Source organism: Brevibacillus sp. FSL K6-0770, assembly GCF_038000275.1.
Taxonomy (GTDB): domain Bacteria; phylum Bacillota; class Bacilli; order Brevibacillales; family Brevibacillaceae; genus Brevibacillus; species Brevibacillus parabrevis.
In genome coordinates this window covers 5,301,393-5,327,500 of the sequence record NZ_JBBOBQ010000001.1, presented here as the reverse complement: position 1 = coordinate 5,327,500, position 26,108 = coordinate 5,301,393, and the positions used below count along the sequence as shown (strand labels likewise).

26 protein-coding genes, 5 tRNA genes and 1 rRNA gene (1 of these 32 only partly in view) are annotated in these 26,108 nt (G+C 51.4%); 25 read left to right on the top strand and 7 right to left on the bottom strand.

The annotated features are described in order from the left end of the window. From NST23_RS25320 to NST23_RS25260, 13 genes are all read left to right on the top strand, one after another. Nucleotides 1-495: ribosomal RNA gene (locus tag NST23_RS25320) — 23S ribosomal RNA — on the top strand; it begins 2,433 nt to the left of the window's first position. Nucleotides 496-549: 54 nt separating this feature from the next. Next, nucleotides 550-626, top strand: a tRNA-Asp gene (locus NST23_RS25315). 38 nt (nt 627-664) lie between these two features. Next, a tRNA-Phe gene (locus NST23_RS25310) sits at nt 665-740 on the top strand. Between the two features lie 5 nt (nt 741-745). Then, nucleotides 746-821: transfer RNA gene (locus NST23_RS25305), tRNA-Lys, on the top strand. Nucleotides 822-861: 40 nt separating this feature from the next. Continuing rightward, a tRNA-Gly gene (locus NST23_RS25300) sits at nt 862-937 on the top strand. Nucleotides 938-1,088: 151 nt separating this feature from the next. Further along, nucleotides 1,089-2,738 (top strand): tetratricopeptide repeat protein, encoded by a 1,650-nt coding sequence (locus NST23_RS25295; protein WP_122963658.1) that lies wholly within the window; start codon nt 1,089-1,091, stop codon nt 2,736-2,738. 58 nt (nt 2,739-2,796) lie between these two features. Next, nucleotides 2,797-3,756, top strand: coding sequence for a thioredoxin-disulfide reductase (gene trxB / locus NST23_RS25290; protein ID WP_063230994.1), 960 nt, complete (start codon nt 2,797-2,799; stop codon nt 3,754-3,756). A 235-nt stretch (nt 3,757-3,991) separates the two neighbouring features. Continuing rightward, on the top strand, nt 3,992-4,873 hold the full coding sequence (rapZ, locus tag NST23_RS25285) for an RNase adapter RapZ (protein ID WP_122963660.1): 882 nt from the start codon (nt 3,992-3,994) through the stop codon (nt 4,871-4,873). Between the two features lie 84 nt (nt 4,874-4,957). Continuing rightward, nucleotides 4,958-5,968, top strand: a complete 1,011-nt coding sequence (locus tag NST23_RS25280) for a gluconeogenesis factor YvcK family protein (RefSeq protein WP_122963661.1) — start codon at nt 4,958-4,960, stop codon at nt 5,966-5,968. 9 nt (nt 5,969-5,977) lie between these two features. Continuing rightward, nucleotides 5,978-6,925, top strand: coding sequence for a DNA-binding protein WhiA (whiA, locus tag NST23_RS25275; RefSeq protein WP_122963662.1), 948 nt, complete (start codon nt 5,978-5,980; stop codon nt 6,923-6,925). Between the two features lie 49 nt (nt 6,926-6,974). Then, nucleotides 6,975-7,232: an HPr family phosphocarrier protein gene (locus tag NST23_RS25270; RefSeq protein ID WP_173599431.1), complete on the top strand. Its 258-nt coding sequence runs from the start codon at nt 6,975-6,977 to the stop codon at nt 7,230-7,232. Between the two features lie 123 nt (nt 7,233-7,355). Next, on the top strand, nt 7,356-7,550 hold the full coding sequence (locus NST23_RS25265; RefSeq protein WP_063230989.1) for a hypothetical protein: 195 nt from the start codon (nt 7,356-7,358) through the stop codon (nt 7,548-7,550). Between the two features lie 13 nt (nt 7,551-7,563). Then, entirely contained in the window at nt 7,564-7,743 is a 180-nt protein-coding gene (locus tag NST23_RS25260; RefSeq protein WP_122963663.1) for an H-type small acid-soluble spore protein, read from the top strand. Nucleotides 7,744-7,802: 59 nt separating this feature from the next. Here the strand turns inward: NST23_RS25260 and clpP are convergent, their stop codons facing one another. After that, nucleotides 7,803-8,405 (bottom strand): ATP-dependent Clp endopeptidase proteolytic subunit ClpP, encoded by a 603-nt coding sequence (gene clpP / locus NST23_RS25255; protein WP_063230987.1) that lies wholly within the window; start codon nt 8,403-8,405, stop codon nt 7,803-7,805. A gap of 131 nt (nt 8,406-8,536) precedes the next feature. Further along, nucleotides 8,537-8,758, bottom strand: coding sequence for a hypothetical protein (locus NST23_RS25250; protein WP_063230986.1), 222 nt, complete (start codon nt 8,756-8,758; stop codon nt 8,537-8,539). 221 nt (nt 8,759-8,979) lie between these two features. On the opposite strand from NST23_RS25250, the gene NST23_RS25245 reads away from it, so the two are divergent. After that, nucleotides 8,980-9,444 (top strand): copper amine oxidase N-terminal domain-containing protein, encoded by a 465-nt coding sequence (locus NST23_RS25245; RefSeq protein WP_122963665.1) that lies wholly within the window; start codon nt 8,980-8,982, stop codon nt 9,442-9,444. A gap of 394 nt (nt 9,445-9,838) precedes the next feature. Continuing rightward, entirely contained in the window at nt 9,839-11,056 is a 1,218-nt protein-coding gene (locus tag NST23_RS25240) for a branched-chain amino acid ABC transporter substrate-binding protein (RefSeq protein ID WP_173597714.1), read from the top strand. Between the two features lie 244 nt (nt 11,057-11,300). Here NST23_RS25240 and NST23_RS25235 read toward each other — a convergent pair whose 3' ends face one another. Together NST23_RS25235 and NST23_RS25230 are read right to left on the bottom strand one after the other, a co-directional pair. Next, entirely contained in the window at nt 11,301-11,438 is a 138-nt protein-coding gene (locus NST23_RS25235) for a DUF4023 domain-containing protein (protein ID WP_083955789.1), read from the bottom strand. 36 nt (nt 11,439-11,474) lie between these two features. After that, complete coding sequence (locus NST23_RS25230; RefSeq protein WP_173597713.1) at nt 11,475-13,349, bottom strand: PAS domain-containing sensor histidine kinase; 1,875 nt, start codon at nt 13,347-13,349, stop codon at nt 11,475-11,477. 212 nt (nt 13,350-13,561) lie between these two features. Between NST23_RS25230 and NST23_RS25225 the strand changes: the two genes are divergently transcribed. Continuing rightward, complete coding sequence (locus tag NST23_RS25225) at nt 13,562-13,714, top strand: hypothetical protein (protein ID WP_167470261.1); 153 nt, start codon at nt 13,562-13,564, stop codon at nt 13,712-13,714. A gap of 130 nt (nt 13,715-13,844) precedes the next feature. Here NST23_RS25225 and NST23_RS25220 read toward each other — a convergent pair. Next, nucleotides 13,845-13,919, bottom strand: a tRNA-Arg gene (locus NST23_RS25220). A 224-nt stretch (nt 13,920-14,143) separates the two neighbouring features. Here NST23_RS25220 and rpoN point away from each other — a divergent pair. From rpoN to eno, 9 genes are all read left to right on the top strand, one after another. Beyond that, entirely contained in the window at nt 14,144-15,517 is a 1,374-nt protein-coding gene (gene rpoN / locus NST23_RS25215; protein WP_173597712.1) for an RNA polymerase factor sigma-54, read from the top strand. 6 nt (nt 15,518-15,523) lie between these two features. Further along, the gene (locus NST23_RS25210) at nt 15,524-15,790 is read left to right on the top strand and encodes a glutaredoxin family protein (protein ID WP_173597711.1); all 267 of its coding nucleotides are present in this window, start codon (nt 15,524-15,526) and stop codon (nt 15,788-15,790) included. A gap of 177 nt (nt 15,791-15,967) precedes the next feature. After that, nucleotides 15,968-16,993 carry a sugar-binding transcriptional regulator gene (locus NST23_RS25205; RefSeq protein WP_122963672.1) on the top strand — a complete coding sequence of 342 codons (1,026 nt, stop codon included), beginning with the start codon at nt 15,968-15,970 and terminating at the stop codon, nt 16,991-16,993. Nucleotides 16,994-17,013: 20 nt separating this feature from the next. Continuing rightward, the gene (locus tag NST23_RS25200) at nt 17,014-18,378 is read left to right on the top strand and encodes a Na+/H+ antiporter NhaC family protein (RefSeq protein ID WP_340964877.1); all 1,365 of its coding nucleotides are present in this window, start codon (nt 17,014-17,016) and stop codon (nt 18,376-18,378) included. Nucleotides 18,379-18,397: 19 nt separating this feature from the next. Beyond that, a complete protein-coding gene (gene gap / locus NST23_RS25195) occupies nt 18,398-19,402 on the top strand; it encodes a type I glyceraldehyde-3-phosphate dehydrogenase (RefSeq protein ID WP_063230979.1) in 1,005 nt (334 codons plus the stop codon). A 97-nt stretch (nt 19,403-19,499) separates the two neighbouring features. Continuing rightward, a complete protein-coding gene (locus NST23_RS25190) occupies nt 19,500-20,684 on the top strand; it encodes a phosphoglycerate kinase (RefSeq protein WP_173599430.1) in 1,185 nt (394 codons plus the stop codon). Nucleotides 20,685-20,705: 21 nt separating this feature from the next. Beyond that, nucleotides 20,706-21,464: a triose-phosphate isomerase gene (gene tpiA / locus NST23_RS25185; protein WP_173597708.1), complete on the top strand. Its 759-nt coding sequence runs from the start codon at nt 20,706-20,708 to the stop codon at nt 21,462-21,464. 15 nt (nt 21,465-21,479) lie between these two features. Next, nucleotides 21,480-23,021 (top strand): 2,3-bisphosphoglycerate-independent phosphoglycerate mutase, encoded by a 1,542-nt coding sequence (gene gpmI / locus NST23_RS25180; RefSeq protein WP_173597707.1) that lies wholly within the window; start codon nt 21,480-21,482, stop codon nt 23,019-23,021. An 88-nt stretch (nt 23,022-23,109) separates the two neighbouring features. Further along, the gene (gene eno, locus NST23_RS25175; RefSeq protein ID WP_063230975.1) at nt 23,110-24,396 is read left to right on the top strand and encodes a phosphopyruvate hydratase; all 1,287 of its coding nucleotides are present in this window, start codon (nt 23,110-23,112) and stop codon (nt 24,394-24,396) included. A gap of 57 nt (nt 24,397-24,453) precedes the next feature. Here eno and NST23_RS25170 read toward each other — a convergent pair whose 3' ends face one another. Both NST23_RS25170 and NST23_RS25165 read right to left on the bottom strand, forming a co-directional pair. Then, the gene (locus NST23_RS25170; RefSeq protein WP_217023275.1) at nt 24,454-25,101 is read right to left on the bottom strand and encodes a hypothetical protein; all 648 of its coding nucleotides are present in this window, start codon (nt 25,099-25,101) and stop codon (nt 24,454-24,456) included. A 171-nt stretch (nt 25,102-25,272) separates the two neighbouring features. Further along, nucleotides 25,273-26,100 carry an ABC transporter ATP-binding protein gene (locus NST23_RS25165; protein WP_122963678.1) on the bottom strand — a complete coding sequence of 276 codons (828 nt, stop codon included), beginning with the start codon at nt 26,098-26,100 and terminating at the stop codon, nt 25,273-25,275. Nucleotides 26,101-26,108 lie beyond the last annotated feature (8 nt).

Sequence of the window (26,108 nt, the reverse complement as noted above, 5' to 3'; positions counted from 1 at the left end):
GCATGGAAGGGCCATCGCTCAACGGATAAAAGCTACCCTGGGGATAACAGGCTTATCTCCCCCAAGAGTCCACATCGACGGGGAGGTTTGGCACCTCGATGTCGGCTCATCGCATCCTGGGGCTGAAGTAGGTCCCAAGGGTTGGGCTGTTCGCCCATTAAAGCGGTACGCGAGCTGGGTTCAGAACGTCGTGAGACAGTTCGGTCCCTATCTGTCGCGGGCGTAGGAAGTTTGAGGAGAGCTGTCCTTAGTACGAGAGGACCGGGATGGACGCACCGCTGGTGCACCAGTTGTCACGCCAGTGGCACAGCTGGGTAGCTATGTGCGGACGGGATAAGCGCTGAAAGCATCTAAGCGTGAAGCCCCCTCCAAGATGAGACTTCCCACAGCGCAAGCTGGTAAGACCCCTCATAGACGATGAGGTTGATAGGTTCGGTGTGGAAGCGCGGTAACGCGTGGAGCTGACGAATACTAATCGGTCGAGGACTTATCCACACATGCTTAGCAATCATGCGTATTCAGTTTTGAAGGAACAAAACCTTCCATAATGGAGCTGTGGTGAAGTTGGAGTTCACGCCGGTCTGTCACACCGGAGGTCGCGGGTTCGAGTCCCGTCAGCTCCGCCATTTCTTGTTTCTAGAGAAGAAATGGCGAAAAAGTATGTGGCTCGGTAGCTCAGTCGGTAGAGCAGAGGACTGAAAATCCTCGTGTCGGCGGTTCGATTCCGTCCCGAGCCACCATGTGAGAGCCATTAGCTCAGTTGGTAGAGCATCTGACTTTTAATCAGAGGGTCGAAGGTTCGAGTCCTTCATGGCTCACCAGTTTTTACAAAACATAGAAAAAGAAAACACGATAAACTATGCGGACGTAGCTCAATTGGTAGAGCGTCGCCTTGCCAAGGCGAAGGTCGCGGGTTCGAGACCCGTCGTCCGCTCCATTTCCGTTCGTAAACACCACTTGCTATGCGCCAGTGGTGTTTTCCTGCTTTTACCTGTGAAATGAACACTTTAAAAGACGAGTCAGCTTGTAGGCTGGCACCGCTTCTGGTACGATACTTGAAGTGCTGCTCCTACGATGTTGGAGGTTTTATGAAACATACCAAAAGTATTTTGAAAAAAACGACTGTCGTTGACTTCAAACAAGATGCCACTTTTTTTGTTGACCGTGGTATGCGCTTTTTGAATCGGTACGACTATGAGAAAGCACTGCGATCGTTTCGGCGGGCTGTCGAGATGGAACCAGCCAACGCTGAGTGCCACTGTCATTTGGCTAGTGCCCTCGCTGAGACGGGGCAGTTTGAAGCATCGAATGAAGTCCTCTATGAGGTTATAGAAAAATGGGACCCGTCCATGGTAGAAGTGTATTTCTACATGGCGAACAACTACGCCAATCTCGAAGATTACCAGATGGCTGAAGAAATGGCTGTGCGCTATTTGCAGGAAGCCGGCAACGGACATTATCGGGAGGAAGCGGAAGAACTGCTCGATTACATTTACTTCGAGCTGGACTTGCCGCCGCGTCATTTTCTCCCGAGCGAAAATGAAGATGTGTACAGCAAACATGAGCGGGCACGTCGCAGCTTGGAAGAAGGCCGCTTCCTGGAGGCTTTGGACATTTTGAAAGAAATCGTGGAAGCCGACCCTGACTTTTTGCCAGCCTGGAACAATTTGTCCCTCGCCTATTATTACGTGGGCGACTTCCAGCAAGCGATGGAGACGATCGAGAAGACGCTGGAAAAAGAGCATGGCAATTTGCATGCCTTGTGCAATCTGGCTGTTTTGCTCTCCCATCACAACCATACTGTTGAGCTGCTGGCTTTGATGGACATGCTCAAAAAAGTCGTGCCGTTCCATCCGGAGAACACCTACAAGCTGGCGACGACCATGGGAGTCCTGGGACAGCATGACGAAGCTTTCTTCCACTATCAGCGAATGCTGCGCGCTGGCCGTCCGCACGAGGCTTGCACGTACCACTACGCGGCGATCTCGGCGTATTTGAGCGGACGAAAAGAGCAGGCACTGCGCTGGTGGCAAAAAGCAAAGCAGATGGACCCGGAATCCGGAATTGCTGACCAGTACATTCACATGGTAAAAAGCGAGCAAGAAGGGGAAACTATAAAGCCGATCCCTTATCAATACAATCCTCCGCAACGCGATGTTTCGTGGGAAAAAGCGCCTTTTACGGGAGTAGAGGATTTCAAAAACGATCCGATGATTCGTGCTTCGCTTTTGTGGGCTTTGCAGCATGGGCGGGACGAAGTCAAATTCGCCGTTTTGCAAACTTTGTCGTTGATCGGCGATGACGAGGCTGAACATGCCGTTCGCCAGTTTTACTACCAGACGGACAACCCTCAACTGCAAAAGCTGGCGTTGCTCGCTTTGGCTGACATGGGGGCGGCGATGCCTGAGGATGCGCCGGACTCGGCAAAGCACGCCAGCCACACGGGGATCGTACAAGGTGAGATGAGTGTGGAAGAGGGTATTCACCGCTACTTGATCGCAGAGGGCCAGCAGGAGGCAGGAGAGTGGTGCCTTCAGGTGTGGAACGTGCATCATGAATATATGCTCAGCCAAGTACAAGTGCGGAAAGCAGTTGCATGGATCGCTGCATTAGAATATGTATACGGAACTGTGGTAAACAGCAAGAAGTCGCAAGCGCACCTGGCTCAAAAGTACGGAGTTTCGGCTGCAACCGTCTCGAAGTGTGTCAAAGTATTGTCGACGCTTGATTTTAAATAGATTATTACTTTATAATAACTATAAATAAAGAAGCGTGTCAGACGAGGAGGCAACATATATGAGCGATCAAAAAGTTTATGATGTGATCATCGCCGGAGCCGGCCCTGCTGGTATGACGGCTGCTGTATACACTTCCCGCGCCAATATGAGCACTTTGATGCTGGAGAGAGGCATCCCGGGCGGTCAGATGGCCAACACCGAGGAAATCGAGAACTATCCAGGATTCAGCTCCATTCTCGGACCTGACCTGTCTACCAAAATGTTTGAACATGCACAGTCATTCGGCGCTGAATACGCTTATGGCGAGATCAAGGAAATCCGCGATGAAGAGCCGTACAAACGCGTAATCGCAGGCGACAAGGAATACTTGGCGAAATCTGTGATCGTTGCTACCGGAGCAGAGCACCGTCTGCTCGGAGTGCCGGGAGAAAAAGAACTGTCCGGCCGCGGCGTTTCGTATTGCGCGGTATGTGACGGAGCTTTCTTCCGCAACAAAGAGCTGGTTGTAGTAGGCGGCGGAGACTCTGCGGTTGAGGAAGCCGTATTCTTGACCCGCTTTGCTTCCAAAGTAACGATCGTACACCGTCGTGATCAGTTCCGCGCCCAAAAAATCTTGCAAAAACGCGCTTTTGAAAACGAAAAGATCGAAGTGATCTGGGATTCCGCCGTCAAAGAAATTCGCGGTGAAGGAAAAGTTCAATCCGTTCTTTTGGAAAACACCAAAACAGGTGAGCAAAGCGAGTTTGCGACAGATGGCGTGTTCATCTACGTAGGTATGGACCCACTGACAGAAAGCGTCCGTTCGCTGGGCATCACCAATGACGCTGGCTACATTTTGACTGATGAAAAAATGTACACAAAAGTAAAAGGCGTGTTCGCAGCCGGCGACGTTCGTGAAAAAATGCTGCGTCAAGTCGTAACCGCGACCGGAGACGGTTCGATCGCTGCTCAATCCGCGCAACATTACGTGGAAGAGCTGAACGAAAAGATAAAGGAACAAAATGTCACAATCTCTTAACGTGCTTGTAACATGGGTGAAATAATTCAAGGGTAAGATAAAGACAATGAATTGACCCCCTTATCTATATAAACATTGTTGCGTGGCTGAGAATGCAGTCGCGCATCTTTTTTTGTCCAAAAACAGCTTGTACGCTTTGGAAAAACAGATGGGAAAAGTGGGGAAGCGCCCAAAAAGGTGCGAATAGGGCAGTGATTATGGTATGCTATTGTCAGAATCGTAGGAGGCGAGTTGCGTGACGGAATTGGGAAACGACAAGGCCATTAATCTCCTGATCATTACCGGAATGTCAGGTGCGGGAAAAACAGTTGCTGTACAAAGCTTGGAGGATTTGGGTTATTTTTGCGTCGACAACCTGCCCCCTGTACTGATTCCCAAATTTGCCGAGTTGGTCAAACAGTCTGGCGGGAGTATTGAGCGTGTCGCTTTGGTTATCGATTTGCGGGGACGGGAGTTTTTCGAAAGTCTGTCCGTAACGATCGAGAGTCTGGAGCAGATGGAGGGATTGTCGTACCACATCCTCTATCTCGATGCGAACGATCAAACGCTGGTTTCCCGTTACAAGGAAACCCGTCGCAGACATCCGCTTTCACCGAACGGTTCCCCTCTGGAAGGAATACATGCTGAGCGCCGCTTGTTGCAGGAAATGAAGGGCTGGGCGCATCAGATTATCGATACGAGTCAAATGAAGCCGGCACAGCTTCGTGAAAAAATCATCAACCAATACGCACAACAAGGATCACCCCTTACGATCAATGTATTGTCGTTTGGCTTTAAATACGGTACGCCGATTGACGCGGACTTGATGTTTGATGTCCGGTTTTTGCCAAACCCTCACTACGTGGACGAATTGCGGCCCAAGACCGGATGTGATCCAGAAGTGGCTGATTACGTGATGAAACACAAGGAAACAAAAGAGTTCATCGAGAAGCTGACGGACTTTTTGGCGTATACGTTGCCGCATTACCAGCGGGAAGGGAAAAGCCAGTTGGTGATCGGCATCGGATGCACGGGAGGAAAACACCGTTCAGTCGCCATCGCCGAGCATTTGGGGGAGACGTTCGGAAAAGATTTTACCATCCGTGTCAGTCATCGAGACATGGAAAAGAACAAGTGAGCATAGGATGGCAGGAAGAAAAAGCAAGACGATGCACATGAGATAGCCACCTGTTTATTTGTATCAGAAATAATGAGGTGACATATGCCTACTAAGGGAATGGGGAGGCTACAGTCAAGGCCATTACGAATTGTCGTCATTGGCGGAGGAACGGGTCTGTCCGTCCTTTTGCGCGGTCTGAAGCATGAGCCGGTGCATATCACAGCGATCGTAACCGTAGCAGACGATGGGGGAAGCTCGGGACGTCTGCGCGAGGAAATGGATATGCTGCCACCGGGAGACATTCGCAATGTGTTGACTGCTTTGGCCGATACGGAGCCGTTGATGGAAAAAGTCATGCAGTACCGTTTTTCCTCAGGCACGGGATTAGCAGGGCATAATTTGGGAAATCTACTACTTGCGGCGATGAACGAAATCACGGGAGATTTTGTGACCGCAGTGAAAACGTTAAGCGGGGTTTTGGCAGTGCGAGGAGATGTACTGCCTGCATCTACGCAATCCATTCGTCTGAAAGCGGAGATGACGGATGGCTCCATCGTGGTGGGCGAATCCCAAATACCGCTGACGGGCAAGGAAATCAAACGGGTTTTCCTTGATCCTGTGGATGCTGTGCCGCTGAGCGAAGCTCTTTTGGCCATCGCCGAGGCGGATGCCATTTTGATTGGCCCGGGCAGCTTGTATACGAGCATACTGCCCAATTTGCTGGTGCGAGGCTTGTTTGCTGCGCTCAGACGCTCTACGGCCCCAAAGATTTACATTTGCAATGTAATGACACAGCCAGGAGAGACGGACGGTTTTTCCGCCTCCAAGCATGTGCAGGTTATGTACGAACATGTTAACGAATCATTTTTAGATACGATCATTGTCAACTCAGCAGAGCTGCCGAACCACGTATTGGAGAAATACGCGGAAAAAGGAGCTGCTCCCGTCCCGTGCGATCTGAAAAAGCTGCGTCAGCTCGGCTTGCATATTGTTGCAAAGCCGCTGGTCACATTCGAGGACGGTTACCTGCGTCATGATGCGCATGCAGTAAGCAAGCAAGTCGTTTCACTCGTCAAGCGCAGACGAAAGGTGCTGAAGATAGAGAAGGAGTAGTGAAGTTCGATGTCATTCGCCGCACATACCAAGAAAGAACTGACCATGATGGAGGGCGCCGATTGCTGCAACAAGGCCGAATTGTCTGCCTTGATCCGCATGAATGGGAGCTTGCAGTTCGGGGCAGGACGCCTGGTGCTGGATGTGACGACGGAAAACGCGGCGATTGCCAGAAGGATTTACACCTTGATCAAAAAGCTGTTTCAGACGCACTGTGAGCTGCTCGTCCGCAAAAAAATGCGTCTGAAAAAGAATAACGTCTACATCGTGCGTATACCCAACCAGGCCAATGAGATCTTGCAAAACCTGGCGATCATGGACAGCAGTCTCTCGTTCGTACCGGGGATCGCTCCTGAAATCGTGAAAAAGTCGTGTTGCCGGGCCGCCTACCTGCGTGGAGCTTTTCTGGCGGGCGGATCGGTCAATCACCCGGAAGCGTCCAGCTACCATCTGGAAATATTCACTTCCTACCAGGATTTCTGCGAAGCATTGACCAAGATCGCCAATCGGTATAAACTAAATGCCAAGTGCATCGAGCGGAAAAAAGGGTACGTCCTCTATATAAAAGAGGGCGAGAGAATTACCGAGTTTTTAAGTCTTATCGGTGCGCATCAGGCTCTCTTGTACTTCGAAGATGTCCGGATCGTCAAGGACATGCGAAACTCTGTAAACCGGCTGCATAATTGCGAGATTGCCAACATCAACAAAACGGTAAACGCTGCCACAAGACAAATGGAAAACATTCAGCTCATCGATCAGGAAATGGGGCTGGAGAATTTGCCCAGACGCCTGCGGGAAGTGGCGGAGCTTCGCGTGGCTCACCCCGATATCAATTTGAAAGAGTTGGGGGAAATGGTCCCGAGTGGAGTTGTCAGCAAATCGGGAATTAATCACCGCTTGCGAAAAATTAATGAAATCGCTGACAAAATACGAGAAAAACAAAATCTTTCGATGTAATTGCATGCTATACTAAAGGATAATAGTCTACAAGTAAGGAGGTCCATTCATGGTTCAACAGCAGGTTGTGGTTCAGTTGAAGACCGGTTTGCAGGCTCGTCCGGCTGCCTTTTTCGTGCAGGAGGCCAACCGCTTTGTATCGGAAGTATTCGTAGAAAAAGGCAACAAAAAAGTTAACGCGAAAAGCATCATGGGTATCATGAGCCTCGCGATCAGCTCCGGAACGGAGATTACCATTTTGGCGGAAGGGCCGGATGCCTCCCAGGCAGTATCGAGCCTCACGACGTTGGTAAGCAAGGAAGAGTAGAAAGATGGATGAAGACACTGTCCCGAAAGGGGAGTGTCTTTTTTTGTACAGATGCCCATGCATCAATTTCGTGAACGGAGGGTATTGCTAAACAATGTAGAGCGCAAAAAGGAGGAATGACTCATGAGCAATCGTGACACGTGTCAGGATAGCTGCAACGAAGGCCGGGATTCTTATGACATGGACATCGACCGGATGATCAATGAAGGGCTTGGCGGCGGAATCGTTTCTGATCAGAACGGTCTGATCGAAGAAACCAGCGTGGATACGATGACAGGGGCAAGCTCCGCGCAGCAAGCCTTAGAAAACGAGCGATAAGAGGGACGAAGCCATGGATCTGACAAGAGCGCAGGCAATCCTTTATTCTCCTGAGAAAATAAAGGTAGAATACCAGGGTGAATCGGTATGGATCGACTCTGTCGATGAGAAGACGTCCACAGCGCGTATTCATCAGGAAAGAAATCCGGGCAACAGCTTGACTGTGTATGTCAGCCAGTTGGAGGAATTGTGAAGTAGATGCAAAAAACACTCGGCCAGTCGTTGGCACGAGTGTTTTTGTGACGAAAGTCGTTACTTTTTCGCAGATGGCTCTGAAGTAATCACTTTGTCGATCAGTCCGTACTCTACTGCTTCCGCAGCGGAGAGGAAGTTGTCGCGATCCGTATCTTTTTGGATGCGCTCCAGTGGCTGTCCTGTCCGTTCAGCCAGGATGGTGTTCAAGTGGTCGCGCATTTTCAAAATGCGTTTTGCCGCGATTTCGATATCGCTTGCTTGACCTTGTGCACCGCCCAGAGGCTGGTGAATCATGACTTCACTGTTCGGCAGGGCATAGCGCTTGCCTTTTGTTCCGGCAGCCAACAGGAAAGCTCCCATGGAAGCAGCCATTCCGATACAAATGGTGGAAACGTCAGGTTTGATGAAGTGCATCGTATCGTAAATCGCCATGCCGGCAGTGATGGAACCGCCCGGGCTATTTATGTACAGATGAATGTCTTTCTCCGGATCTTCCGCCTGAAGGAACAACAGCTGGGCCACCACAATGTTGGCTACCGTGTCGTTGATGGGAGTTCCCAGAAAGATGATGCGGTCTTTGAGCAGGCGCGAATAAATATCGTAAGCACGTTCACCGCGGTTTGTCTGTTCAATGACGGTTGGAATCAAATTCATGTGCATCTAGTCTTCCTCCTCTCTTTGTAAGATTATCATACACAAAAGGTCAATGAAGGTCAAACACATAAGTGCACGCCCTCCCTACCATGGTTGCCAAATTGTCTCTCTCTAAACCTATGGCGGAACGAATGATTTCATTCTTCCTCTGTGTCCTCCGCTTCCGCCAGATCAACGGCAAGCTTGAGCGTCGCCTTCATTTTTTTCCCTTTGATGATCGTATACTCGTCTATTTGCAAGGCCGATAAGTGATTGATGGCTTCTGCCAGCTCCTGCTGATTTTTGTACGGCTGGATCGTCAACAGGCATTCTTCGTCACTGGCTTCCTGGTATATCAGAAAAAATCGCTCGCCTGCCATGAAGGCACCCTCCCATCTTTATAATTATCCACAGTTTTATCCACAGGTTGTGCACAAAAACATTTGTTCGCGGGATAGCATGCGTTGATTCCCATAGTTTTGGCATAATTGGCTAATCCTTTACATAGGAAAAGTATGGAACAAAAAAGGAGGAATATGAAGATTTGTGTCGAAAAACACAAAATTGGAATTCATTTCATAACAATCAAGGGGTGTTTATTATGCTTCGCAAGTTTTCCACATTGATGCTGACAGCTGCTTTGCTGACCGGAAGCGTAGCTGCAACAGCGGCTTTTGCTCAAACGGCACCTGCCAAACAACAAATCAAAATCACGGTTCAACTTAACGGCAAAGAGCTGCCATTTCCTCAGGACATCGTGACTGAGAACGGGGTAGCTTATGTCAATGCAAGCACTTTGGCAGTCGCACTGGGCGGTGCAGCTGCTTGGGATTCCACAACCAAATCGCTGCTGGTTTCCAAAGACAACAAGTACGGCCTGCGCATGTATGAAAACAACACGTTTGCATACAAAAACGGAAAAGAAACCCGTGTAGCAAACCCGCCGCGTCCCGTGACTGGTGGCGTATTGGTACCGCTGGTGTTCATCGCGGAAGAGCTTGGTGCAAAAGTGTCCTACGATGCAAAAACATGGACATACAAACTGACTACCGAGATCAACAAGTAACGCTTTGGATGATTCCTCCGTTGTGATTGCCCTGTGGCTTCTCGTATAATAGAGAAAAAGCAGGCGCAATCGAGAGGGGACTTACAAAAATGCAAGGAACCACGTTTGCCAGTGTAGCGTTGCTGGTTGGCTTTGTGGTAGTGGCTATATACGTTATGTGCAAAGCGTATTCCCAAAAATACAAAGAGTAACAAATATTTACCAAAAAAGAAGCCGCACCTTTCACGGGTGTGGCTATTTTATTTAATTTTCAGAAAATATATCATGCAGGAATATAAACTTCCACAATAAAACAACCAAAATATTATCATTTCTATTGCAAATTTTCTAAAATATCCTACAATAAAAGAGTGATTCATAGTTTGCACGTAAATAAAGAGGGGGATGTTTCGCTATGAAGAAACAAAAATCACTGTCGATCCTGGCTGCTACCGTAGCACTGGGGACATTGCTTGCAGGCTGCGGGGGCGGCCAGTCCAGCGCACCACAATCGAATGCAAACGGCGGCGGAAGCACCGGAGGCGGAGGGGCTGGGGAAAAACTGGTCATCGCTGTAGTCGGTCCGATGTCCGGTCAATATTCCGATTACGGAAGCACGGCCAAAGCAGGTGCTGAATATGCCCTGAAAGAAAAACAAGAGGCGTTCAAAGCACTCGGCTTTGAAGTACAGCTTTCCGCACAAGACGACCAGGCTGACCCGAAACAAGGGGTAGCGGTCGCACAAATGTTGATTTCCAATCCTGATGTAGTAGGGGTTGTAGGCCACGCAACAACGGGTGCCTCCATCACTGCTGCTGCTCAATACGATCAAGAGAAGCTCGTCATGGTATCGCCATCTGCGACAGGCTCTGACCTGACGGAGCAAGGCAAAAAGATCGTACACCGCATCTGTGCGCGTGACGATCAGCAAGGTTCCAAGGCAGCGATCTATGCGAAAAACCAACTGGGCGTAAAAACAGCGTTCGTCATGCACGACAAGGCTGCTTACGGTCAAGGGCTTGCTGAAGAAGTGAAAAAGCAATTTGAAAAAGACGGCGTGGAAATTGTCGGCTTTGAAGGGGTAACAGCTGGAGAGAAAGATTACAGTGCCGTCATCAACCAGATCGTATCCAAAAATCCGGAAATGATCTACTTCGGCGGTTACTACTCCGATGCGGGCATTATCGTGAAGCAAGCGCGCGAAAAAGGCTACAAAGGCATCTTCATGGGTGGAGACGGCTACGACTCTGCTGACCTGGTGAAAATCGCTGGTGCCGATAACGCGAACAACGTAGTGTTCACTTCTACTGTCGGCGATGTAGGGGCTACACCTGAAGGCAAGAAATGGATCGAAGACTTTGAAAAATCGACTGGCAACAAAGTGGGTATCTTCACATCCTTTGGCTATGACTCCATGGGTGTAATGCTCAGCGGTTTGGAAGAGGCGATCAAAGCGAACGGCGGCAAAAAGCCAACCCGTGAGCAAGTGCTGGAAGCTGTGCACAAAACAAAAGACTACAAAGGCAAATTCGTTAACGTAACGTTCAACGAAAAAGGCGACAACGAGTTCGCGTCCGTATATGTGTACAAATACGAGAACGGTCAAAAAGTATACATCGGGGAAGCGAAATAATCGCTCAGTATGATCAGGCCGTTTCGGACATACTACGTTTGGCACGAAGACCAGCTAACATGAGGAGGGATTCGCATGTCAAACAATCGCAATACGAAAAACGGCGGCAATCAGGGACACAGCAGCAAGACGCAGGGCACGCAAAAGCAAAAGTCCGAGCGAGATCGCAACCTGAATAAGCAAGACCCGCAATAAGCAAAAGCCCACCCAAGCGAGCGATAAGCTCCTGGGTGGGTTTTTGTGTTTACCAGATTCCTTGCTTGCTCGGCAGGCGTTTTTCTGGATGGCCGTAGCCTTGATGCTTGCGGCTTCTGAGGTTTTTGGCTTGTGATTCATGAATTTTGGCGACGAACTCACTCGTACTCATCTTGGTAAAATCCATCGGGCACCTCCATGCGGTTTGGCTTGACGCCTTTCTTTAGGATAGCCCTTTTTCAGCGGCGACAATCGGCAACGTGATTTTTACCGTAGTTCCTTCACCTGGCTTGCTGCTCACTTCCAGATGGCCGTCGTGGTCTTTGATGATTTTGCGGCTGATCATCAGCCCTAATCCGGTTCCATTGTCTTTGGTCGTGAAAAAAGGCTCGCCCAGCTTGGGAAGCAGCTCTTCCGGTATGCCGCAGCCATTGTCGGTAATCGTGATGACCACTTGGCCAGCGGCTTTTGCCGAAGTGGTCAGGGTGACATCTCCATGCCCGCTCATGGCCTCGATTGCATTTTTGATGACGTTGATAAACACTTGCTTGAGCTGGTTTTCTTCCCCGGAGATGAGGGGATCGCAGCCAAAAGCGGTGTGGAAGCGGATGTTCTTCAAGTTTGCTTCTGACGCCAGCAAGGTCAGCACATTTTTCAGCAAGAAGACCAGCGGGAGAGATTTGATCTTGACGTTGTGCGGCTTCGCGAGCACGAGCAACTCACTGACGATGAAATTGATTCGATCCAGCTCGGAAAGCATGATGTCTGCGTACATTTGATGATCAACCAGCGTCGGCTTCAACAGCTGAATAAAGCCGCGCAGCGAAGTGAGCGGATTGCGGATTTCGTGAGCGATGCCCGCTGCCAGCTCGCCGATGACAGAGAGTTTCTCGGCATTGCGCAGCAGCATCTCGTTGTTTCTCCGCTCGGTAATATCGCGGGAAACGATAATGAAGCCGTCGCATTCGCCGTTGTCGGCCAGGATCGGGGTTCCTTTTGCCTCCAGCACGAGCCAGTCGCCGCTCACCGTGCGATAGCGAAATTCACACGTTCGCGGCTCCAGCGTTTCCATTAAATCTTGAAATTGCAGGTCGACGCGTTCCAGATCATCCGGGTGAATGTTTTTGAAGGACAGCTTGCCGGCATGCCTCATCGTTCCCGTGACTCGCTCGTATGAGGGAGAGAGGTGGACGATGTCTCCGTGCTTGTCGGTTATCAAAATCAAATCGTCCGTATGCTCCGCGATAAGTTGGCTTTCTTTTCTGATTTTGGACAAGGCCGCTTCAGATACTTTGCGCTCCATGACATTGCGGGAGACAAACATGACGTTTTTCACCGTGCCATCCTCGGAAGCAACGGGAATCCCGCGTGTCTCAAAAGAAATCCATGTTCCATTTTTGTGCCGGGAGCGAAATTCCAGGAAAACCGGCTGATTCTTTTCGAAAATTTCTTGCTTCTTGGTCAAAAGCAGGGGGAAATCGTCTGGATGTGTAATCTCCAGGCTGCCGGGGGAGACGAGTTCGGAAGGCAAATAGCCCAATTGCTGCTCGACAGAGGGGGAAACGTAGACACGCTTCAGCGACTCGTCGAAAATCGTGACGATATCTTGGGTATGGTCTATCAACAGTCGATACTTGGTTTCTGTTTGAAGCAACGCTTTTTCGACCCGTTTGCGCTCGGAAATGTCTCGCGTGAGGCACGAAGCGGCGATGATGCTTCCGTTTGCGTCGCGTATGGGGGCGGCGGACAACGTAACCTCCACCTGTGTGCCGTCTTTTCGCCTGCGGATCGTTTCGTAGTTGGTCAAATGCACGCCCATGTTTCGGACGGCATCAAACAACTGTCTCGTCTCGCTGACAAGCTCGTCCGGGATAAAGCAGTACGGGGAGGCGTTGATTTCCGCAAGCGACCAGCCGTAATACTGTTCAAATGCCTGATTGACCAAAACGATCTGGTTGTTCATGTCACTGATTGAGATGGCGTCTGTCGTAAAGTGAAAAAATGCTTTCAAAATCTGATCCGGGAAGAAGAGTCTCGCCGCGTCGGGGTGGGAGCGCCTTTTTTTCCACTTGTATGTGGGCGTGAGCTTATCTGTCATAGCTATCCTGCCTTGGCATTCAATTATTTGGATTTGCAGATTCGTGTCAAGATAGTCATAGTATTCGAGCTATTGGGGTTATTTTCCTATCACCAAATTCAGAATAGAAAGGGACAATATGGAAAACGAAAAATTGGCAAACGGAGGACGGTTCAAACTGGACGAAAAAATAGGCTATAATGAAAGAAGGAAAACAGGCGGAGGTGTCTTGCATGAGTACGGGGTTTATTGTTGCGTTGGTGATTGTCTTTGTCCTCATCATCGGACTCACGATATTGATTACAAACAAAGCTTATGCCCGCAAACCGGAGCAGGTAGATCCGCTTCCGGGGAAAGAGCTGGCGCAGAAAGAGCTGGATCAGTAGCGCAGAACGAATGAATGGTTTGCCTGCGAGCCTGCGATGGGGATGTGCTGTCGCAGGCTTTCAGGTAGAAAGACAAGGTCAGACCGAGGGAAAACAAAAAAGACTGGAACGAGTCCAGTCTTTTTTCATATGGTACGCCTGAAGGGAATCGAACCCCCGCACATGGTTCCGGAGACCATTGCTCTATCCACTGAGCTACAGGCGTATGATGTGAATGGGTGACACTAATCAATTATAAGGGATTACCACAGGAAAATGCAAACGAAAAACGAGATTTTGTGTGATTTTTTTTCATGAGTGTGAACAGAAGCGGAGCATTAATTTTTGCAGATCATCTTCAAAAATTGGCAGGAAAATTGCAAGAGAGAACGAATATAATGAAAATTAAAGAGACATCTCGCAAGAAGCAGTGGGAAGGGGGCGAACTTCATGAACATGGGACTGGGGTTGTATCAAGAACAGACGCTGAAATTAGTGATGACGCCGGAATTGCGTCAAGCCATTACCATATTGCAATACTCAGCTGTTGACCTGATTTCCTATTTGCAGGATCAGGCCAACGAAAATCCTGTATTCGACCTGGAAGTAGCGGGAGAAGTGGCCTCGGCGAAAGCCGAAAAGCCGGCGCCAGAGATTGACTGGAAGGAAATCGTTGGCAACCGCGCGACGGGTGAGTACTCTCCGGCAAAAAATGAAAGCACTTACAACCCGTTGGATTATGTTCAGCAAGGCAGCGAAAACTTGTATGAGCATCTGGAGCGGCAGCTTGGCTACGTGAAGGGCTTCTCCCCTTTGCAAAGGCAAATCGCACTGTTTTTGATCGGAAACCTGGACGAAAAAGGTTACCTGGAAATAACGCTGGAGGAAGCGAGCCGCAATCTCGGAGTAGAGATGCTGGAGATTGAGGATGTACTGTCGGTCTTGCAGCACTTTGACCCGGTAGGAGTAGCGGCGCGCAGTCTGGAGGAATGTTTGCTGTTGCAGTTGGAGCACCTGGCGCTCGATGACGAGAAGATCGTCATGGTCGTCCGCAACCACCTGCAAGACCTCGCAGACAACCGTTACCAGCGCATTGCCGACAAAGTAGGCTGCACGCCGCAGGAAGTGCAGACGATGGCGGATCTCGTTCGGACGCTGAATCCCAGGCCGGGTGCTCAGTTCTCTCAATCCGAGACAAGATACGTCATCCCGGACGTGACCGTGGAAAAAGTCGGCAGCGAGTACGTGGTGCTAGTCAACGATGTGGCGGCTCCGCGCTTGAAAATCAACAGCTTTTATGAAAAAATGCTCAGTCAGCAAAAAAGTCAGGAAGAAGCGAAGCAGTTTATCCACGACAAGCTCAACGCCGCCATGTGGCTGGCGAAGAGCCTGGAACAGCGCCGGCTGACTCTCATGCGCGTAACGCAGGCGATCGTGGACATGCAACGCGACTTTTTTGACCGGGGCATCCATTATTTGAAGCCGATGACGCAAAAGGAAATTGCCGAGCGCGTCAGCTTGCATGAATCGACGATCAGCCGGGCAACCAGCAACAAATACGTGCAAACGCCGCGGGGAATTTTCGAGCTGAAATACTTTTTCACTTCGGCACTCACCACTTCCAGCGGGTCTGCAACGTCCTCCGAGAGCGTAAAACGCAGGATCAAGGCGCTGATTGAGCAGGAGGATCGCAAGGCGCCACTCTCCGACCAGAAGCTGGGGGAAATGCTGCTTGCAGAAGGAATCGAGATTTCTCGCCGCACGGTCGCCAAGTATCGGGAGGAAATGCTGATTCCATCCTCGGCCAAACGAAAGAGGTTTTAAAAGCCAATGAACAACAGGCAGCTTGAAATTGTCTTGTACGGACGAAAAAAATGCCATCTGTGCGAAGATGTGGAACTGATCATCCGCGCTTTGGCAGAGGAGTTTCCTTTACAGCTAAGCGTCGTGGATATCGAAAGCGATGAACAGCTGCACGAAGAGATGATGCTGGTGATTCCGGTAGTCGCGATTGATGGAGAGGTCGTATTTCGCTCGATCACTCATGTCGTGACCATGGAAGAGCTGCGAGCGGAATTTGCCAGGCGTCAGAATTGACTGAAAAAAGCTCCCCCTGTGCCAATATTTAGGTCAGGGGGAGCTTGCATGTTTGCCTGCGATATGCTACATTCAAGTTGTAGCAAGTGATCTTTTTTTTGTACGAATCGGGACAAAAAATGTATATACAGGGACAAAAAACGTCCCGATCAATTTTACAGCCAAGGATGTAAGCACATGCGACGTTTACTGGAACTGCAACAGAAGTTGCTGCCTGACCTGACCAGGGTCTTGCGTGAAAGGTACATGTTGCTCCGATCGATCTATCACTTGCAGCCGATTGGGCGCAGAGGGCTTGCTCAGGCGATGAACACTACCGAGCGCATTTTGCGTTCCGAGGTAGAGCTGTTGAAAGAGACAGGGCTTCTGACGGTTACCGCTGCGGGAATGCAGTTGAGCGGCGAAGGACAGCAAGTGTTGGACGACATGGAGCCGCTTGTCGGCGAGCTGTTTGGCCTCCGGGACTTGGCAGAAGGGCTGCAAAAGAAGCTCGGCATCCCGGAAGTGATCGTGGTGCAGGGCGATGCAGACCAGTCTCCCTGGGTCAAAGCCGAGCTTGGACGCGTAGGCGCGAGAGTTTTGAAGCAAGCGATCCAAGAGGGCGATATTGTCGCTGTGACTGGCGGCACTTCGATTGCCAGCGTAGCCAATCACCTGACGCCTTCCGCTTCGTTCAAGCATGTACAGTTCGTACCTGCTCGCGGCGGGCTGGGCGAGAGAGTGGAGCTGCAAGCCAACACGCTCGCTGCCGCGATGGCTGCCAAGACAGGGGCTACTTATCGGCTGCTGCACGTGCCGGATCGGTTGCACCCGGAAGCGCTGCAAACATTGCTCAAAGAGCCTCAGGTGCAAGACGTTCTCGCGCTTTTGCAAAATACGCGGATCGTGCTGCACGGGATTGGCGACGCGATCGCCATGGCTCGTCGGCGCAATTACTCCGAAGAAGAGCTGGCTGATCTGGCAGAAGCGGGAGCGGTATCCGAAGCGTTTGGCTACTACTTTAATGAAGCAGGCGAAACGGTCCACCGGATGCCGACTATCGGACTTCAGTTGGAAGAAGTGCACAAGGCTGAAACCGTGCTTTCCATAGCAGGGGGCGAAAGCAAGGCAAAAGCGATTCTTTCCTTTGCCAAACAATCGTGTCAGAATGTACTCATTACAGATGAGGGAGCGGCAAGAGCACTCTTGTCCACACGATTGTAACGGGGAAGGAAGTTGATCGTATGTCTATGGCGCAAGTTACGCCGATCCTGGCGATGATTGCGGGAATCGTGCTCAGTTTGTCGCTCGGTTTGCCGATCGCATGGGGGATTGTTTTTGCGATCCTGGTCACACTGGTAAGTGTAAGAAAGCTGGGCTTTTCCATCAGGCAGCAATTCGCCTTTGGCTGGGAAGGTGTCAAGAAGACGAAGCCGGTTCTCATGATCCTGTTTTTGGTGGGCGTGCTGATTCCGCTTTTGATGATGGGAGGAACGATACCCGCGATCATTTATTACGGGTTGTCCATCGTCAACGTCGACTATTTGTTCGTTCTCTCCTTTTTGCTGACAGGAGCAGTCAGTTACCTGCTTGGAACGTCTGTCGGCACGCTTAGCACCATCGGACTTTCCTTGATGGGGATTGCCCACGCAGCAGGGATATCGCCAGCGATTACGGGCGGAGCCTTGATCTCGGGAGCGATGGTGGGGGAACGATTTTCACCGATATCCAGCAGCCGTCTGCTTGTCCTCTCCAATGTAGGGATGACAGAAGCGCAAGATGGAAAAACGAGACGTCCTGCCATGCTTGCCACAGGCATATGCGCCGTTTTGTTTCTCGCTCTCGACCTGTTCCGGTCACAGGCAGGTTCAGGCGAAATGATTCAAATGTATCAGGAGCTTTTGACGAGCCACTTTTCGATTAACTGGCTGCTCATGCTGCCGCTGCTTGTCCTCATCGGGTCTTTTGCCCTGCAGATCAAGGCCGTAACGGCTCTTTTGCTCGGCATTGTCGTCAGTGCGGTGATGGTGCTCGTTCACGGGCAGCTTGATGTCAGCACGTTTTTTTCCGCCATGCTGAACGGCTACGAGCTGCACTCAGGTACAAGGCTGGATCAGCTTGTACACGGCGGGGGGATGGTTGCCATTTTGAACGTCCTGCTGCTGATTGTTTTGGCAGGGTTTTTGAACGGCATATTGAACCAGGCCCAAATTCTTGCCCCGATTGTCGATAAATGGATGGGCGAGACGAAAAATCCGACGCTGCTGGTAGCGAAAGCAACTGCTTTGTCGCTCCTGGTTATCATCATCAGCTGTAACCAGACCATTCCGATTCTGGTGCTGGGAACGACGCTTTTGGACCGATTCTCCCAATGGAGCAAAGGGCGCGAGTTGCTGGGGAAAACCATGCTCGATTCTACGGTAGTCATGCCTGTGCTGATTCCGTGGAACGGATTGTCGATGATGATGGCTCTGACGCTGGGAGTTCCCACCGTACAGACGTTGCCCTTTGTATTTTTCAGCATTTTGTTGCCGATTGTCACCATTCTCTCCACCCGATGGTTTCTTCCGGAAGGTGGGATGATAGCCATAAAGAATAAAGCTAGTTAACGATCAGGAGGTTTTTCTCATGGTAAAAGTAGGGATTAACGGATTTGGACGAATTGGTCGCAACGTATTCCGCGCAGCACTTGGCAATCCGAACGTGGAAATCGTCGCAGTAAACGATCTTACTGACGCGAAAACGCTCGCTCACCTGCTGAAATACGATTCCGTGCACGGCGTTCTGGATCTCTCCGTAGAAGCGGGAGAAAACACGCTGATCGTAGGCGGAAAAGAAATCAAGGTTCTCGCAGAGCGTGATCCTGCTCAACTGAAATGGGCAGACTACGGCGTGGAAATCGTCGTGGAGTCTACTGGCCGATTCACGAAGCGTGAAGACGCAGCGAAGCACCTGGAAGGCGGAGCGAAAAAAGTCATCATTTCCGCCCCTGCTACCAATGAAGACATCACGGTCGTTATGGGTGTAAACGAAGACAAATACGATGCTGCGAAGCACACCGTCATCTCCAATGCATCCTGCACAACGAACTGCCTGGCTCCGTTTGCCAAAGTGCTCAACGATAAATTCGGCATCGTTCGCGGCTTGATGACTACCGTTCACTCCTACACCAACGACCAACAAATTCTCGACCTGCCGCACAAAGACTTGCGTCGTGCCCGTGCCGCTGCGGAAAACATCATTCCTACCTCCACTGGAGCAGCGAAAGCAGTAGCGCTCGTACTGCCTGAGCTGAAAGGAAAGCTGAACGGCTTCGCTATGCGCGTGCCAACTCCAAATGTGTCGGTTGTCGACCTGGTCGTTGAGCTGAAAGCTGACGTAACGGTAGATGAAGTGAACAGCGCGCTGAAAGAAGCAGCTGAAGGCCCGATGAAAAACATTCTGGGCTACTCCGAAGACCCGCTTGTATCGTCCGACTACAACGGAAACCCGGCGTCCTCCACAATCGATGCTCTGTCCACTATGGTACTGGAAGGAAACATGGTGAAAGTAGTTTCCTGGTACGACAACGAGTGGGGTTATTCCAATCGTGTCGTAGACTTGTGTCATTTTGTTGCACAGCGCGGCTTCTAACACGTAAAATAGAACTGTTGTGAAAAAAGGGAGAGCAATCTCCCTTTTCCCATATGTTTTTTCCGAATAAAAAGCCATTGATTTGGGAGGATCGTTCATGAACAAGAAATCTATCCGCGATGTTGAGCTGGCAGGCAAGCGCGTATTTTGCCGTGTCGACTTTAATGTGCCGATGCAGGACGGGACCATCACAGATGATACTCGCATCCGTGCCGCTGTGCCAACCATCCGTTTCCTGATGGAAAAAGGAGCGAAAGTAATCCTGGCGAGCCATTTTGGCCGTCCAAAGGGGCAAGTAGTCGAAGAGATGCGCCTTACTCCTGTCGCGTCCCATTTGTCTGCGCTCCTGGACAAGGAAGTCCGTAAGCTTGACGATTCCACAGGGGCAGATGTCGAAGCGGTAGTAGGAAGCATGGAAAACGGCGACGTGATCTTGCTCGAAAACGTACGCTTCCATGCGGGAGAAGAAAAGAACGATCCAGAACTGGCAAAAAGCTTTGCGGCGCTGGCCGATCTGTTTGTCAATGACGCTTTTGGAGCCGCACACCGGGCACACGCTTCTACAGCAGGAATTGCCCAGTACATACCGGCTGTTGCGGGGCTTTTGATGGAAAAGGAAATCCGCTTCATGGGCGGAGCCTTGTCCAAGCCGGAGCGTCCATTTACGGCGATCGTCGGCGGAGCAAAGGTCAAAGATAAAATTGCTGTCATCGAAAATCTGCTGACCAAAGTGGATCACTTGATCATCGGCGGCGGCATGGCGAATACATTCCTCAAAGCACAGGGCTACGGCATCGGTGCTTCGCTGTGTGAGGATGACAAGCTCGATCTGGCGCGCAGCTTGATGGAGCAGGCAAAAGAGCGCGGCGTCCAGTTGCTGATGCCAGTCGACGTCGTTGTCGCAGACCGTTTTGCAGCGGATGCCGAGAAAAAGGTTGTGGCGATCGACGCGATTCCGGAAGGCTGGATGGCGCTCGACATCGGGCCAAAAACGGTGGAGCAATACCACAGTGTAATCGTAGAGTCCAAAACGGTTGTCTGGAACGGTCCTATGGGCGTATTTGAAATGGACGCTTTTGCAGCTGGCACGATTGCCGTAGCCAAAGCGATGGCTGCGTGCACAGGAACGACGATCATCGGCGGCGGCGATTCGGTAGCTGCGGTGGAAAAAGCAGGCGTAGCCGAGCAGATGACCCACATTTCTACAGGTGGCGGAGCGTCTCTGGAGTTTATGGAAGGCAAAGAACTGCCGGGCGTTGCTGTACTGGCAGATCACGAATAAGAGCGAAGCGGGGGAGTTTGCATGCGGACACCAATTATCGCGGGGAACTGGAAGATGTTCAAGACGATTGCCGAGGCGAAAGCTTTTGCAGCAGAAGCCAAAGCAGGGAACAACACTTCCGGCGTACAAAAAGTCATTTGCGCACCATTTACAGCTTTGGCTGCTTTGACAGAGGCATTGGCAGGAACGGATATTGCCGTGGGCGCGCAAAACATGCATTTTGCCGAGCAAGGGGCATACACAGGGGAAGTCAGCGCGTCCATGCTGAAAGAGATCGGCGTCGAATACGTGATTCTCGGCCATTCCGAGCGTCGTCAATACTTCAATGAAACAGATGAGACGGTGAATCAAAAAGTGGTCGCTGCGCTGGCAGCAGACCTGGTGCCGATTGTGTGTGTCGGAGAAAGCCTGGAGCAGCGGGAAGCAGGCGAGACAGCTAACGTCGTGCGCACGCAGACAGAAGGAGCTTTTGCCGGATTGACAGCCGAGCAGGTGGCAAAAGCGATTATTGCTTACGAACCGATTTGGGCGATTGGCACAGGCAAATCTTCTACGGCTGAAGACGCTAACGAGACGATTGCGATTATTCGCAGTGTCGTAGCAGAGCGATTCGGCCAAGCGACAGCGGAAGCCGTGCGGATTCAGTACGGCGGCAGCGTCAAGCCGGAGAACATCGCAAGCTATATGGCGCAGCCTGATATCGACGGCGCGCTGGTAGGCGGAGCGAGCCTGGCAGCAGACAGCTATTTGCAGCTTGTGGCAGGTGCACAGCAGCAATAGGAGGAGGAGAAACAAATGGCACAAAGACCGAAACCGGTAGCGCTGTTGATTTTGGATGGTTTTGCTTTGCGGAGCGAAACGTATGGCAATGCAGTAGCGCAAGCCAATAAACCGAACTTTGACCGCCTCTGGAACGAGTACCCTCATGCAACGCTTGAAGCGAGTGGACTGGCTGTCGGCTTGCCGGAAGGGCAGATGGGGAACTCCGAGGTAGGGCACCTGAACATCGGTGCGGGCCGCGTTGTTTATCAAGATTTGACTCGCATCACCAAGTCGATTCGGGAAGGCGCCTTTTTTGAAAACGAGACGTTGATTGCTGCCATCGAGCACGCGAAGCAAAACGGCAAGAAGCTGCATCTGTTCGGGCTTTTGTCTGATGGAGGCGTGCACAGCCATATCGAGCATTTGTACGCGATTTTGGAGCTGGCCAAAAAGCAAAGCTTTGACCGCGTTTATATTCACGGCTTCCTCGACGGGCGCGACGTATCCCCGGACAGTGCCGTCGGATACATTGCGCAGTTGCAAGCGAAGATTGCGGAAATCGGCGTTGGTCAGATCGCAACGGTGCAAGGTCGCTACTACGCGATGGACCGCGACAAGCGTTGGGAGCGGGTAGAGAAAGCTTACCGCGCCATGGTGTATGCGGATGCTCCTGCCTATCACGACCCGATTCAGGCGGTCAAGGAATCCTATGAAAAGTCGATCATGGACGAATTTGTCATGCCGACGGTTATCCTTGGCGCTGACGACAAGCCTGTAGCGACGATCGAGAACGGAGATTCCATCATCTTTTACAACTTCCGCCCGGATCGTGCCATCCAAATCTCGCAAGCTTTTACGAACGATGATTTCCGCGGCTTTGATCGCGGAGAGAACCACCCGCGCGATCTGCACTTCGTCTGCCTGACGCATTTTTCCGAGACGGTGAACGGGTATGTCGCTTACAAGCCTTCCAACTTGGACAACACGTTGGGCGAGGTGCTGGCACAGCAAGGCTTGAAGCAGCTGCGCATCGCGGAGACGGAAAAATATCCGCACGTGACCTTCTTTTTCAGCGGCGGCCGCGAGCAGGAGTTTCCAGGCGAGAAGCGCATCCTGATTCCTTCGCCAAAAGTGGCGACGTACGACCTCCAGCCGGAAATGAGTGCGCCTGAACTGACAGATGCGGTCGTGGCGGAGATTGAAGCCGATCATTTCGACGCGATCATTCTCAACTTTGCCAACTGCGACATGGTGGGTCACTCCGGTAAAATGGAGCCGACGATCAAAGCGGTGGAGACAGTCGACGCTTGCCTCGGTCGGGTCGTCGATGCGATTTTGGCCAAAGGCGGGGCGGCGATCATCACGGCAGACCACGGCAATGCGGATTTGATGCTGGATGCAGATGGGCGTCCGATCACTTCGCACAGCACGTACCCTGTGCCAGTCATTGTGACCAAAGCAGGCGCTACGCTCAGAGAAGACGGAGTTTTGGCCGATCTGTCGCCAACCTTGCTCGACCTTTTGGGAGCAGAACAGCCTGTTGAAATGACAGGGAAATCGTTACTTGCAAAATAGGCGTCTCTAAGACACACTGATAGATGTCTGGATAGCCATACCAAATACTTGTGGGGCGACTCGCATTTTAAAAGGAGATGGACGAGAAATGGCAATGATTACTGACATTTACGCACGCGAAATTATGGACTCCCGCGGCAACCCGACTGTGGAAGTGGAAGTGTACCTCGAAGATGGCTCCATGGGCCGCGCAGCAGTACCATCCGGAGCATCCACAGGTGCCTATGAAGCAGTTGAGCTGCGTGACGGCGACAAGTCCCGTTACCTGGGCAAAGGCGTTCTGAAAGCAGTAGAAAACGTCAACGAAATCATTGCGCCTGAGCTGATCGGCATGGACGCTCTGGATCAAGTAGGCATCGATATGGCGATGATCCAGCTCGACGGTACAGACAACAAAGGCAAGCTGGGCGCAAATGCGATCCTCGGCGTCTCCATGGCAGTAGCTCGCGCAGCTGCTGACTCTTTGGGAGTGCCGCTTTACAACTACCTGGGCGGATTCAACGCAAGAACGCTGCCAGTTCCAATGATGAACATCCTGAACGGCGGAAAGCATGCCGACAACACTGTAGACATTCAGGAATTTATGGTTATGCCAGTAGGTGCAGAGTCCTTCAAGGAAGCGCTGCGCATGGGTGCGGAAATTTTCCACTCCCTGAAAAAAGTGCTGCATGACAAAGGACTGAGCACGGCAGTAGGCGATGAGGGCGGCTTCGCTCCAAACCTGAAATCCAACGAAGAAGCGATTACGACTATCCTGGATGCGATCAAGGCAGCTGGCTATGAGCCAGGCAAAGACGTGTTCCTCGCTCTGGACGTAGCAGCTACCGAAATGTTCAAAGACGGCAAATACCACTTCGAAGGCGAAGGCGTTGTGAAAACAACCGAAGAAATGATCGCGTTCTACGAAGATCTGGTAAGCAAATATCCAATCATCTCCATCGAAGACGGCCTGTCCGAAGACGACTGGGATGGCTGGAAAGCTCTGACTGACAAGCTGGGCAGCAAAGTGCAGCTCGTAGGTGACGACTTGTTCGTAACCAACACAGAGCGTCTGGCGCGCGGTATCGAAACATCTACAGGCAACTCCATTCTGGTAAAAGTAAACCAGATCGGTACGCTGACAGAGACGTTTGAAGCGATTGAAATGGCGAAGCTGGCAGGCTACACAGCTGTTATTTCCCACCGTTCCGGCGAAACCGAAGACTCCACCATCTCGGATATCGCAGTAGCTACCAATGCGGGACAAATCAAGACAGGTGCGCCTTCCCGTACTGACCGCGTAGCGAAGTACAACCAATTGCTGCGCATTGAGGATGAGCTGGCTGATACCGCTCGTTTTGGCGGACGCAAAGCTTTCTACAACCTGAAAAAATAACGAAATACAACGAAGCGATGCTTGTGCAGACGATGCGCAGGCATCGCTTCTTTTTGTTCAAGGAGCAGTCAGCCTGGGGCAGTTCGGAGGCAGGCGAAAGGGGGTACAGCTTAGCGGGAGCTTGCGGGGAGGAACGGGAATCGAATCGGACCGCGGAGTGCAGTGACGTCCCATCACCTGCAAAACGGCCGGGGCTTCGACCACCATTTCCAGGCAGGCAAAAGCATCGATTTCGATAAGCCCCATCTGTGGCAACAGTGCTGAATCAGCGCGACATTCAGCCGCTGCGATCCGGCAGGAGATGTTTTCTAGATCTAAAGGGGGAGGCAGGCTGATCGCTGCCTGCTCTTCCAAAGCGAGCGGGACAGGAAGCTCAAAAAGCAAGTCGCCGTCTGCAAAAAAGAGAACAGAAACAGTTGCTTCGACGATAAATCGGGCAACAGCAATCGGCACACGCTGGCCGCCAACGATGTGAAAAGTCCGGCGCAGAGGGGCGTGGAGGTGGCAGCGGATAGGGGCACAAGTGCAAGGGTCGTCTGGGGGCAGGCAGCTCACGGAGATCGCCATGCCGCTTTGCAGACAGTTTTTCAACTGAGTGAAAAAAGGCTCAGGAACCGGCAGCCGCGAGCGGGAATAGCTGGTCGTTAGCACCCAATCGTATATTTTTGGCAGACGAACGCACTCTTCGCGCATCTGGTGTGGCATTTCGGCCCCCTCCTTTCTTTCCTTTCCCAAAGTCAATTCCAGTTAGCCCTTGCTATTGCATCTTATGAGCGAAGCAGGCAATGGGCATCAGCGGATGTTTTGCTTTTTCGCATGAAAAAAAGACTGCTCCTGGATAACAGGCAGGGGCAGTCTTTTCAGAGTAGCGGTCGCTTACGACATCACTGCTTCTTTTGCTTTCGCGGTGTTGCCACCGATGCGGCATTTGCTGTAAGGGATGCACATGGGAGTGCCGTACAACGGATCGAGTGTGATCTGGCAATCCATATCGAACACGGTGCGGACGAGATCGGTCGTCAAAATGTCTTCCGGCGCCCCTTCGGCCACAACCGTCTGATTGTGCACGGCGACAATATGGTGGGCGTAACGGCAAGCCAGATTCAAATCGTGAAGAACCATTACAATCGTCCGCTGCTCAGTCTCGTTCAGTTCATACAACAGATCGAGAATTTCAATCTGATGCGACATGTCGAGGTACGTTGTCGGTTCATCGAGCAAAATCGTATCGGTGCCTTGAGCCAGCGTCATGGCGATCCAGGCTCGTTGGCGCTGACCGCCGGAGAGGCTGTCTACGGATCGGCTGGCCATTTCCGTCAGTTGAGTTGCTTCCAGCGCTTTCTTCACCATTTGCTCATCTTCTTCCGACCATTGCTGAAGCCAGTTTTGATAAGGGTAACGCCCCTGCTTGACCAACTGGTGAATACTCAAGCCTTCCGGTGCCGAAGGTCCTTGCGGGAGAATAGCCAGGCGCTTTGCCACTTCTTTTGTAGAGCGTTTGGCGATGGATTCGCCCTCAAGCAGAATGGCTCCTTCTTTTGGCTTTAGCAGGCGAGCGAGGGAGCGCAGCAGTGTCGATTTGCCGCTGCCGTTGCTGCCGATGAAAACCGTAATTTTTCCACGCGGAATATTCAAGTCGAGCGCTTCGATGATGTTGCGTTCCCCGTAGGACAAGGTCAGTTTGCGGGTTTCCAAAGCTTGCATGAGGGCAA